Annotated in this window: 10 protein-coding genes; 2 read left to right on the forward strand and 8 right to left on the reverse strand. The window is 67.7% G+C overall.

Annotation, left to right across the window (positions count from 1 at the left end):
• Positions 1 to 39: 39 nt before the first annotated feature.
• The 3 genes from AC5P78_RS20655 to pilG are packed head-to-tail and all read right to left on the reverse strand — an operon-like array spanning position 40 to position 1,352.
• Positions 40 to 570, reverse strand: a complete 531-nt coding sequence (locus AC5P78_RS20655) for a chemotaxis protein CheW (protein WP_005410716.1) — start codon at positions 568 to 570, stop codon at positions 40 to 42.
• Positions 570 to 932: a response regulator gene (locus tag AC5P78_RS20660; protein ID WP_005410717.1), complete on the reverse strand. Its 363-nt coding sequence runs from the start codon at positions 930 to 932 to the stop codon at positions 570 to 572. The genes AC5P78_RS20655 and AC5P78_RS20660 overlap by 1 nt, the downstream gene beginning before the upstream one ends.
• A gap of 18 nt (positions 933 to 950) precedes the next feature.
• Positions 951 to 1,352, reverse strand: coding sequence for a twitching motility response regulator PilG (gene pilG / locus AC5P78_RS20665; RefSeq protein ID WP_005418455.1), 402 nt, complete (start codon positions 1,350 to 1,352; stop codon positions 951 to 953).
• Positions 1,353 to 1,592: 240 nt separating this feature from the next.
• Between pilG and gshB the strand changes: the two genes are divergently transcribed.
• Both gshB and AC5P78_RS20675 read left to right on the forward strand, forming a co-directional pair.
• Complete coding sequence (gene gshB, locus AC5P78_RS20670; protein ID WP_049395795.1) at positions 1,593 to 2,540, forward strand: glutathione synthase; 948 nt, start codon at positions 1,593 to 1,595, stop codon at positions 2,538 to 2,540.
• On the forward strand, positions 2,540 to 3,424 hold the full coding sequence (locus AC5P78_RS20675; protein WP_005410719.1) for an energy transducer TonB family protein: 885 nt from the start codon (positions 2,540 to 2,542) through the stop codon (positions 3,422 to 3,424). Before gshB ends, AC5P78_RS20675 begins: the two co-directional genes overlap by 1 nt.
• 575 nt (positions 3,425 to 3,999) lie before the next feature.
• Here AC5P78_RS20675 and tsaB read toward each other — a convergent pair.
• From tsaB to AC5P78_RS20700, 5 genes are all read right to left on the reverse strand, one after another.
• On the reverse strand, positions 4,000 to 4,713 hold the full coding sequence (gene tsaB / locus AC5P78_RS20680; RefSeq protein WP_005410720.1) for a tRNA (adenosine(37)-N6)-threonylcarbamoyltransferase complex dimerization subunit type 1 TsaB: 714 nt from the start codon (positions 4,711 to 4,713) through the stop codon (positions 4,000 to 4,002).
• Positions 4,714 to 4,722: 9 nt separating this feature from the next.
• On the reverse strand, positions 4,723 to 6,771 hold the full coding sequence (gene yoaA / locus AC5P78_RS20685) for a DNA repair helicase YoaA (RefSeq protein ID WP_414498657.1): 2,049 nt from the start codon (positions 6,769 to 6,771) through the stop codon (positions 4,723 to 4,725).
• A gap of 592 nt (positions 6,772 to 7,363) precedes the next feature.
• Positions 7,364 to 7,900 (reverse strand): hypothetical protein, encoded by a 537-nt coding sequence (locus AC5P78_RS20690; protein WP_005414256.1) that lies wholly within the window; start codon positions 7,898 to 7,900, stop codon positions 7,364 to 7,366.
• Positions 7,897 to 10,335: a penicillin-binding protein 1B gene (gene mrcB, locus AC5P78_RS20695; protein WP_065184011.1), complete on the reverse strand. Its 2,439-nt coding sequence runs from the start codon at positions 10,333 to 10,335 to the stop codon at positions 7,897 to 7,899. The genes AC5P78_RS20690 and mrcB overlap by 4 nt, the downstream gene beginning before the upstream one ends.
• Before the next feature lie 84 nt (positions 10,336 to 10,419).
• The gene (locus AC5P78_RS20700) at positions 10,420 to 11,472 is read right to left on the reverse strand and encodes a glycosyltransferase family 2 protein (protein WP_099562831.1); all 1,053 of its coding nucleotides are present in this window, start codon (positions 11,470 to 11,472) and stop codon (positions 10,420 to 10,422) included.
• Positions 11,473 to 11,689 lie beyond the last annotated feature (217 nt).

Consider the following 11,689-nt stretch of genomic DNA (forward strand, 5'->3'; position numbering starts at 1 on the left):
TTCAACCTCGATCTTCAATGCAGGGGGCGATGCCCGGCCTCAGGCCGCGGCTTGCCGGAATTCAGGGGTACGCGACAGCAGCGAGAGGGAGAACACGCCCCAGTCGTGGCCGTCGGCGTGGAAGGCGCGATCGACGAAGTGGCCGTAGCGCCCTTCGGCCAGCGTGCCGGCCGCGATCTGCTGGTCCAGTTCAAAGCTGCGCTGGCCGAACAGTTCATCGATGGTCAGCGCGACGTCGCCGCCGGCCTGGCGCATGATCAGCACGCGCTGGCCTTCCTGCTGCACGGTACGCGTGCCTTCCAGGAAGTACTTCAGGTCGACCACCGGGAACAGGTTGCCGCGCAGATTGCCCACGCCCAGCAGCCACGGCTGCGCGCACGGCACCGGGGTCACCGGCGGCATCGGCACGATTTCCACCACTTCGCGGAAATCGGACACCAGCCGGCGCTGGCCGACGCGGTAACCCACGCCACGCCAGAGGTCCTGGGCGAACTGCCGCTCGGGCAGCTGCACCGCGTGGGCCAGGCTGCGCCGTTCGTAGGCTTCGAGAATGTCGAAGGGCGAGCGCATCAGGCCACCAGTTCGTTGATCCGCGCGATCAGTTCATCCTCGCGCGGCGGCTTGACGATGTAATCGGCCGCGCCCTGGCGCAGGCCCCAGGCCTTGTCGGTTTCCATCGCCTTGGTGCTGACGATGATCACCGGGATGTGCTTGATCGCCGCATCACGGGCCATCGCGCGGGTGGCCTGGAAGCCGCTCATGCCGGGCAGTACCACGTCCATCAGCACCAGCTGCGGCACCTGGTCGCGGACCAGCTGCAGTCCATCCTCGGCATTGTCCGCCTCCAGCACCTCGTGGCCGGCACGGCGCAGCCACTGGGTGAACACCGCGCGGTCGGTCGGTGAATCCTCGATCAGAACGATACGAGCCATTGTGCCTTTCCCCCCTGGTCAGGCGTTGACGTATGTGCGGATGGCACCCAGCAGTTCTTCACGCGTGAAAGGCTTCGTCAGGTACTGCTCCGAGCCGACGATGCGTCCCCGCGCCTTGTCGAACAGGCCATCCTTGGACGAGAGCATGATGACCGGGGTCGCCTTGAACAGCTGGTTGCCCTTGATCAGCGCACAGGTCTGGTACCCGTCCAGGCGCGGCATCATGATGTCGACGAAGATGATCTGCGGCTGCTGGTCTGCGATCTTCGCAAGCGCTTCGAAGCCGTCGGTGGCGGTGACCACCTCGCAGCCTTCGCGCTTGAGCAGCGTTTCCGCAGTCCTGCGGATGGTCTTCGAATCATCGATGACCATCACCCGGAGTCCTGCGAGTTCCCCGCCCGCAGTCGTGTTTTCAGTCATTGCCTATCCCCAAGCGCACGGCCCGATCTCTGGCGGGGGCCGCTACGAAAGCGTATCTATATCGCACTTTCCGCGCCCGCTTCAAGGCCGCCCCATGGCGCGGGGCATGGCACCCTCCTGAACGTGACGGGTTTCGCAATGCGTGCGCGACCGCCGGGCGGACGCTGCGTTGCAGGACGGCGGGGAGGCGCGCGAGCGGCGTTGCCGCTACCATCAACGCCTTGCCTGACAGGTGCGCCCATGCCGTTGAACGTCATCGTGGTGATGGATCCCATCGCCCACATCAAGATCGCCAAGGACACCACCTTCGCCATGCTGCTGGAAGCCCAGCGCCGCGGCCATGCCCTGCACTACGTGCGCCCGGGCGGCCTGGCCCTGGAGGGTGGCGTAGCGGTGGCCCAGACCGCGCCGCTGCGGGTGCGCGACGACCCGGCCGGCTGGTATGAGCTGGGCGCGTTCAGCCGCACCGAGTTCGGCCCCGGCCAGATCGTGCTGATGCGCAAGGACCCGCCGGTCGACGCCGAATACATCTACGACACCCAGGTGCTGGACGTGGCCGCAGCGGCTGGCGCCTGCGTGGTCAACAACCCGCAGGGCCTGCGCGACTACAACGAGAAGCTGGCCGCGCTGCTGTTCCCGCAGTGCTGTCCGCCGACCCTGGTCAGCCGCGACGCGAAGGTCTTGAAGGCCTTTGCGCTGGAGCACGGCCAGGCCGTGCTGAAGCCGCTGGACGGCATGGGCGGCCGCTCGATCTTCCGCAGCGGCCAGGGCGATCCGAATCTGAACGTGATCCTGGAAACCCTGACCGACGGCGGCCGCAAGCTGGCGCTGGCCCAGAAGTTCATTCCCGACATCACCGCCGGCGACAAGCGCATCCTGCTGGTCGATGGCGAACCGGTGGACTACTGCCTGGCGCGCATCCCGCAGGGCGATGAATTCCGCGGCAACCTGGCCGCCGGCGGCCGCGGCGAAGGCCGCCCGCTGAGCGAGCGCGACCGCTGGATCGCCGCCCAGGTCGGCCCGGAGATGAAGCGCCGCGGCATGCGCTTCGTCGGCCTGGACGTGATCGGCGATTACCTGACCGAGGTCAACGTGACCAGCCCGACCTGCGTGCGCGAACTGGACGCGCAGTACGGCCTGAACATCGCTGGCACCCTGTTCGACGCACTCGAGGCCGGCCTGCGCTGATGTCTGCCGCACCTGCCGTCCTGCCCCCGCCGCCGCGCGAAGCGCAACGGCTGGGGGCGACCATCGCGCTGTCGGTGCTGGTCCACGCCCTGCTGATCCTGGGCGTGGGCTTCGCCGTGAAGGGCGATGCGCCGCTGGTGCCGACACTGGAAGTCATCTTCAGCCAGACCCGCACCGCGCTGACCCCGAAGCAGGCCGATTTCCTGGCCGCGGCCAATCAGGAAGGCGGTGGCGAGCACGACCGCGCACAGCGTCCGCGCGACAACCAGGCCGGCATCGTGCCGCAGGCCCAGTCCGGAATCAGCCCGGTTCCACAGCAGCAGCAATCGGCCGCTCCGGTTCCGCCGCCACAGGCACGGGTGGTCAGCAGCCGCAATGGCGAAGAGGTGGTGGCGCAGGCGCAGTCCCGCCCCACGCCGGATCAGCCCGAACCGGATGCGCCCTTGAGCGCACGCGAACAGCGCGACGTGGAGATGGCGCGGCTGGCTGCCGAAGTACATCTGCGCTCGGCGCAGTACGCCAAGCGCCCGAACCGCAAGTTCGTGTCGGCCAGCACGCGTGAGTATGCTTATGCCAATTACCTGCGCGCCTGGGTCGACCGTGCCGAGAAGGTAGGCAACCTGAATTACCCGGATGAGGCGCGGCAGCGCCGCCTCGGCGGCCAGGTAGTGATCAGCGTGGGCGTGCGCCGCGACGGCAGCGTGGAGAGCAGCCGGATCCTGCGTTCGAGCGGGACGCCATTGCTGGATGAGGCCGCACTGCGGGTGGTGCAGCTGGCCCAGCCGTTCCCGCCATTGCCGAAGACTGAAGACGAAATCGACATCCTGCAGGTTACCCGTACGTGGGTGTTCCTGCCGGGCGGCACCCTGCACGACGACCGATAGGGTTTTGGTGCCCGGGCCTGCGGCCCGGGACCCGCTGGAAGGCTAGAGCAACGGCAACAGCAACAGCGGCGGTTGGGATGTGGGTTTGGCGGGGCGGTGTGGGCTTGCAGGACACGCCGTAAACCCGTCCCTGGGGGCTCGCTGGCGCCTTGCTCGTGTGCGCTGTCCTGCGCACACGGCAAGACCGGGGTTGGGCGTCCTGCCCAACCCGCCCGAGGCATGCCTCGGGCCCATGGCGCCAACGGTCCTGCAAGCCCACACCGCCCCACCTCTGACAGATCGCGGCGCATTTTTGCTATTGGTAGGTGTCGACCTTGGTCGACACACATCCACGCTACGCGTGGATGCGAGCGAAGCGATCCGCTTTTGACTTTGATTTTCTTTTTTGATTTTCCGTGGCGGACGCACACGGAAACTGTCAGAGGTCGGGCGGGGTGGGTTCGCGGGGGTGTCCGCGGCATGGATGCCGCGGCCAAGCCCCCATGGACGGGTTTACGGCGTCCCCCGCGAACCCACCCCGCCCGGCCAAGCGCGGCTTTTGGTTTATGCGATCAACCAACCCCGCCACGAGGGGCTCAGCCGTTGGCCTTCGCCTTCGCCTCGCGCGCGGCCTGCTGCTCGACCAGGGTCAGCGCCACATTGTCACGCAGGTACGCCGGCTCGACCTTCTCCGGTGCAATGGCTTCGCCGCGAGCGAACGCCGGCAGCGCCAGTGCCAATACATCCGACGCCCGCGGCAGCGCCGTCGCATCAAAGCCGCGCAGGCCGGTGCCCAGCTGGGTCACCAGTGCCCCCTCGGCTGCACCGAAACCGGTGCCGACACCGTAGGCCGACATCCCTTCCGGCAGCGCGACCGCAGCGGGTGCGCACACGCGCTCGGCATCACGTGCCACCGGCAGGCCGTCTACACGTTCGAAGCGCGCGACGTACAGCTCGCCCATCCGTGCATCGATCGCCGACAGGATCTGCGTTTCGTCCGCCGGTGCCCGCAGCGCCAGCACCTGCAGTGTCGAGACCGGCAGCAACGGCCGATCCAGTGCCAGCGCAATGCCTTGCGCGATGGCGATCGCCAGGCGAACGCCGGTGAACGCACCCGGGCCGCGGCTGAGCGCGATACCGTCCAGCTGGCGGCGGCTGATGCCGGCTTCGGCCAGCAGCGCCTCCGCCCACGGCAGGCTCAGTTCGGCATGCCGGCGCGGGGCGATCTCGAAGCGTTCCAGCACCTGCCCATCGACATGCAGGGCAACGGAACAGGCTTCGGTGGCGGTTTCAAAGGCGAGCAGTTTCATCGGATCGGGTCAGAACAGGGGGAACGTGGCACCGGGCGCCGGCTCGGGGCCGGTCGCAACGGCGGCCGGGGCAGCCGCATCATCGGCCACGGGCGCCCATTGTGGCGTAAAGAAGGCCTGCACATCGGCCAGGCTGCGGGTACGGCGGAATGGCGGCAGTGAATCGAGGAAGACCCGGCCATAGCCACGGTTGAGCAGGCGCGGGTCGCACAATACCAACACACCACGGTCGCTCTCACTGCGGATCAGGCGACCGACGCCCTGTTTCAGCGCAATCACCGCCTGCGGCAGCTGCTCATCGCGGAACGGATTGCCACCCTCGCTGCGGATCGCCTCCAGCCGTGCCTCGTACACCGGATCGTCCGGTGCCGCGAACGGCAGCTTGTCGATCATCACCACGCTCAGCGCCTCGCCCACCACGTCCACGCCCTCGCGGAAACTGGCCGAGCCCAGCAGCACGCCATTGCCCGATTCGCGGAAGCGCTGCAGCAGCGTCGCGCGCGGCGCCTCGCCCTGCACGAACAACGGCCATGGCCCATCACGCAGTGCCTCGGCGGCCTCGCGCAATGCACGGTGCGAGGCAAACAACAGGAATGCCCTACCCTGCGACGCCTGCAACACGGGCCGCAGGGTCTGGATCAACGCAGTACCGAAGCCCCGCGCAGCCGGATCAGGCAGGCCTTCGGGCAGGTAGCACAGCGCCTGCTCCGGCCAATTGAACGGGCTTGGCTGGACCAGCGTATGCGGGTCGTCCAGGCCCAGGCGGGTGGCGATGTGGTCGAAGCCACCGCCCACGGTCAGCGTCGCCGAGGTGAAGATCCATGCCGCGCGACTGCGTTCGCGATGCTCACGCAACGGGCCGGACACATCCATCGGCGTGCGCTGGCAGCGAAAACCACGTGGCGTGAGCTCGTACCAGAGCACATCAGCGGCAGTGGCGGTTTCCGCCGGGTCGGTATCGAAATCGAGGGCAGGTTCGTCATCGCCCAGCCAGCGGCTGAGCCGCGAGACCGCCTCGCGCGCCCGCGCATGGCAGGCATCCAGGCCCGCCGCGGCTTCGCGCAGCGGCTGCAGTGCCTGCTCCAGCGTCACCAACCCCGCCATCACCGTATCGAATCCATCGCGCACCTGCGGCATCGCCAACGCGCGCCATTGCGTGCCACGCGGCGGCAGTCCCTCCATCGCCGAACGCAGGGCCAGCAGCGCCTGCTGCAACTGGTCGACCGGTTCCTGCAGCGCCGACTGCGCGCCGCCGACGCCACGCGCTTCGGCCAGGCAGTCGCGGCCCAGTTCCTGCCACGGGCGCATGCCGAAACCTTCGCCGAAGAACTGCGCGGCCAATTCGGGCAGCTGGTGTGCCTCGTCGATGACGAAGGCCTGCGCCCCCGGCAGCAATTCACCGAAGCCATCCTGCTTCAGGGCCAGATCGGCCAGCAGCAGATGATGGTTGACCACCACCACGTCGGCGGCCTGCGCACGCTGCCGCGCGCGCACCACGAAGCAGTCATCCCAGAACGGGCAGTCGGTACCCAGGCAGTTGTCGACAGTGGAAGTGACCATCGGCAGCAGCGGCGAATCATCGGCCAGGCCTTCCAGTTCGGCGATGTCACCGAACTCCGAACGACCGGACCAGGCCAGGATGCGCTGGAACTGCGCCGCCTGTTCGGGGCTGGAAAAACGCGGCTCGCCACGCGCCTGCTGCAGGCGATAGCGGCACAGGTAGTTCGCGCGCCCCTTCAGCAGCGCACTGCGCAGGCCGACACCCAGCGCCTGACGCACCCGTGGCAGATCGCGGTGGTAGAGCTGGTCCTGCAGCGCGCGGGTTCCGGTGGAAATGATGGTACGCAGCCCGGACAGCAGCACCGGCACCAGATAGGCAAAGGTCTTGCCAGTGCCGGTACCGGCCTCGGCCAGCAGCAGGTCACGCTGCTGCAGCGCATCGGCGATGGCTTCGGTCAGGTGCAGCTGTGCCGGACGCGGGACGAAGGCATCCAGGTGCGAGGCGAGCGCGCCGCCGTCGCTGAGGGCTTCGCGGCTGGCATGGACAAGGTCGGACATCAGAGGGAAAGGATACCCGGCCGGGCGCTGCCCGGCACCCGTTTCAAGCCGGAGCACCAGCAACAGCAACAGCGGTGTTCATGGCTCTGGGTTGTACTGGGGACTGGCGGGGGACTGTGGGTTTGCGGGGACGCCGTAAACCCGTCCCTGGGGGCTTGGCCGCGGCATCCATGCCGCGGACACCCCGCAAACCCACAGTCCCCGCCTTCGACAGTTTCCCGGTGACGGAGGGACGTGCTTCGCAAAGTCGAGCTTGCTCGACTGCCCTTTCAGAAGCGGTGGGTGGAACGGAAACAAGAAGGGGTCGGAGCCGTGTTCCTGCGAAAAACGGATCCGACCCCACAACGAGTGCGCGCAGCGCGCGACCCGCTTTTGATTTTCTTTTTCTCTTCCGTGGCTGGCAGCACACGGAAACTGTCAGAGGTCGGGCGGGGCGGGTTCGCGGGGGTGTCCGCGGCATGGATGCCGCGGCCAAGCCCCCAAGGACGGGTTTACGGCGTCCCCCGCGAACCCACCCCACCCGGCCAAGCGCGGCTTTTGCTTTACGCGGCCAAGCAGCCAGCCACGAGGGGCTGCGCCGTTGGCTGGAAACTCAGTACCGCTTGATCCCCGGCACCGTGCAGCCCTCAATCTGCGCATGCGCCGACACCGCATTCTCCTTCTCGCCCCGCGCCAGGCGCGACTGCTCGATCGTCGCCCAATGCCGGCGGCACAGCGGCCCTGTCTTCGAGCCCAGGTCGACCGCCTTGCGCGCAAACGCCTCCGCCTGTGCCCACTGCCCCTGCAGCAGCGCCAGCTCGGCGCGCTCCTGCAGCACCGCCGGGTCACCGGCGACGATTTCCAGCGCGTGGTCCAGGCTGCTGGCGGCACCGGCCAGATCGTTGGCCTGGCGTTGTGCCTGCGCGGTCACCCGCAGATCTTCCACCTGCGAATCACGCAACGGCTGCACCGACAGCTCCTTGTCATCCGGGCCAGCGGCTGCGTCAACTGCGGCCAGGCGCTGCGCCGGCGTGGTGGTATCGACCGGTTTGACCACCGGCGGCGCACTGCTCACGCAGGCGGCCAGGGCCAGGCTGAGGCCGGTCAGGGCCAGGGGCTGCAGCAGGGATCGCATGTTCATCGGCATCATCGGCTCGGGGGAGGAGTGGCGGCGGCGGGCGTCGCGGCAGGTTCGGCAGGCGCTTCCGGCTTGCGGTCCAGGCCGAACCAGCTGCGCCAGCCGCCACCCTCGCCTTCGGCCTCGCCCTGCCCGTCCGGCGACACCGCCGGTGCACAGGGCGCATAGGCCGGCGCATAGCCGACCACGAACGGGAAGCGGCGCGCTCCCGGGCAGCCCTCGTCGGTCGTGTTGAGGCCGCTGGCGGCCACCGGCTGCCAGTCCAGGCCCTTGTTGCTGACCCGCAGCGGCGCACTGGGAAGACGCTGGAAGATGCCCGACCAGACCCGCATCGCGCCGGTGGCACCGTACAGGCCAGCCTGCTCGTTCTGGTCGTTGCCGATCCAGATCACCGCCAGGTGATCCCCGGTGTAACCGGCATACCAGCTGTCACGACCATCGTTGGTGGTACCGGTCTTGCCGGCCGGCTGCAGGCGGCTGAGGCCATCGGCGTTGAGCCGCTGCGCGGTGCCGCTGGCAACCACCTGCTGCAGGCCGACACTGATCAGGTTGGCGGCAATCGAATCGCCTTCCTGGGCCGGTGCCGGGGTCTTGTCGTAACGCTTGAGCAGCTTGCCCTGCGGATCGAGCACGCCACGCACCGCATGCAATGGCTGGATTTCGCCACCGGACGCGAGGAACTGGTACAGCTGTGCCATCGCGTAAGGGCTCTGGTCGGTCGAACCGAGGATCACCGCCGGATTCGCTTCGGCCTTGATGCCGGCCAGCACGTGGATCAGCTGGGTCACACGCTCGGGGCCGACCTGCATGCCCACGCGCACCGTGGCCTGGTTGTAGGAATGCGCCAGCGCGTCGATCAGGCGCACGGTGCCGTGGCTGCGGTTGTCCGCGTTGCCCGGGCTCCAGTTGCGGCCACGGCCGAGCTGCACCGTCACCGGCGAATCGTCGACCCAGCTGGCCAGCGAGTAGCGGTCCGGCTGCGCCAGCGCCAGCAGGTACACGAACGGCTTCAACAGCGAGCCGACCGGGCGCTGTGCTTCGATCGCTCGATTGAACCCCACCTCGGACACCTCACGGCTGCCGATCACCGCCAACACGTCACCGTTGTGCACGTCGGTCAGCACCATGCCGGCCTGCAGTTCGGGACGGCGCTTGCTTTCCAGCGACTTGATGGTGCGGGTCACCGCGCCTTCGGCATAGGCTTGCGCAGACGGCGACATGCCGGTCATCACGCTCAGGCCGGCGCCCTGCAGCGCCGATTCCGGATAGTCATGGCCGAGCTGGCGACGGACCAGGTCCACATAGGCCGGGAAGCGGTTGGCCGCCACCAGGCCCGGCGTTTTGGGCACGCCCAGCGGCGCCTTCAACGCACGCTGGTACTCGGCATCGTCGATCAGCGTCGCCTCATGCAGCTTGCCCAGCACGAAATTACGGCGATCCAGCGCGCGTTCCGGGTTGCGCCGCGGATCGTAGTAGGACGGGCCCTTGACCAGGCCGATCAGCAGCGCGATCTGCTCAGTTTCCAGCGATTGCAGGTCACGGCCGAACCAGAACTCGGCGCCGGAAGACATGCCGTGGATGGCCTGGCTGCCGCGCTGCCCCAGGTACACCTGGTTGAGATAGGCCTCGAAGATGGTGCGCTTGTCGTAGCGCGCCTCCATGATCAGCGCGTACAGCACTTCGTTGAATTTGCGGGTGACCGTCTGTTCCTTGCCGATCCCGAGCAGGCCGCTGCGGGCCAGCTGCTGGGTCAGCGTGGACGCCCCCTGGCGACTCTGGCCACCGGAACGGACCGTCACCCACACCGCGCGCGCGATGCCGGACAGATCGATGCCGTGGTGACGGTTGAAGTCCTTGTCCTCCACCGCCTGCAGGCCGGTTACCAGCAGGTCCGGCGCCTCGTCCATGCGGATCAGGCGGCGTTCTTCCTGCTTCTGCCCGTACAGGGTGGCAATACGTGCCGGGTCCAGGCGCGCAGCCTTCAGCGCCTTGCGGTTGTCGGCATCACGCAGCGACGCAACCGCACCGTCTGCCAGCGACAGTTCCAGCCGACGCGGTGCGACGCGGCCATCCACATCGTTGTAGCCACGGCTGGAAATGACAAAGCGCCCGCCATTCACCGCATAGGTCGCCGGCTCCTTGCCCTGCCCGTCATCGCGGTAGGCAGATGCGGCGAGTTCGGTCTTCAGGGTCGCCGCGTCCATCGCCTTGCCGGGCGTGAGCACCAGCGGCCGCGCATATACCCGGGTCGGGATCTGCCAACGCAGTTCACCGAAGCGCTGGGTCACCTGTTGGTTCAGGTACAGCGTATAAGGGATCAGGAAGCCCAATCCCAACGCGACCGCAGCCATGCTCCAGGTGATCAGGCGACGCCGCCACAGCGGGCTGTCGTCCTGCTGGTCGTCGTCGAAATCGTCGATGTCGTCGGAATCGTAGCGTCGGGGCACGGGCATGCAGGCAGGTAGGGTCTGGCGAGTCTAACGCAGGCGCCGCGGTGGCTGGCAGGCGATGGCCCGCGGTTTCACTGCAGTTCAAGCAGCGCGCGGCGCCCGCCACCCGGCCCACGCGCCCGCAAGCGCTGCCCAGCCCCCTTTCCAGCCGCCCCCCGCCAGGCAGACGTTGGCCAGGCGTGCGATCAACCGCGGCGCATCATGGGCGATCCAGCCTGCCGGCACATCCACACGGCGATACAGCTGCAGGCGCGACCAGGCCATGCGCCAGGCGAGCGCGTGAAGTCCCTGGAAGCGCTCCGGCGCCACCACCACGCCGCGCTGCCCCAGCAGATCGGCCAGGGCCAGCAGGCGCCCGGCCGTGCGCTGGCGCGCCTGTGAATCGAACAGATCGAGATGGCGCAGGCGTTGCAGGAAACCGCGGCGACTGGCACCGATCTGGTTGTTGCCATGCTGCCGGTAGTCGATGGTCGGTTCGGCCAGCATGTCCAATCCTCCACGCAGCGATGCGTGGACCGCCAGCCATTCGTCGTGGCTCCAGCCCGGCGGGACCGGCAGCGATCCGGCAAGCAGCCCGCGGCGCAGCGCGCAGGTGGCACCGGTGATGAAGTTGCGCAGCAGGATCGCGTCGATCGCAAGGCCCGAGCGTTCCAGCTCGACCTCGGCCGGATGGACCACCAGTACCTCCAGCAGCCGCTGGCCAAGCAGCGCGCCCTGCGCGTCCACCAGCCATGCATCGCTGTGCAGCAGCAACAGGCCCTGATCGGCGTGGAAGCGCTCCACGTAGCGGCGGACACGCCCCGGATGCCAGACATCATCCTGGTCGCACAGGAACAGGATGTCGGCCTGGCAACGCATCAGTGCATCGGCGAAATTGCGCACATAGCCGAGATTGCGCGCGTGCTGGACGATCTCGACACGGATGCCCAGCGCCTTTGCACGCGGCACGAAGGCCTGCAGCAGCTGCAGCGTCTGGTCGCTGGAACCGTCATCGCCGATCATGACTTCGTTCACCGGAAGATCCTGGTCGAGGATGCTGTCCAGCTGCGCCTGCAGGTAGCGCGCACCGTTGTAGGTGCACAGCGCGACGCCAATGCGCTCGGCAGGGGCCGATCGGGATGGCGCGTCAGGCATCGAACGTACTCGCGGAAACAAGGGCCGGGGGATGGTAGCAGAGCCCCCCAAGAGGATGGATATGGTGGCTGGCTAGCTGTGATCTCTCTGTACGTTGTTCATCCGGGACATCTTTGGAAAATGGTGGTTACCACACCTCTCCAGACCCCAAAGAGCCCGGATGAACCACCATAAAAATGCCCGTTTGACCGTCCATAGTCGAGCACTTCTTATTCGC

It is taken from the genome of Stenotrophomonas sp. YJH_SMC_133 (assembly GCF_059370655.1).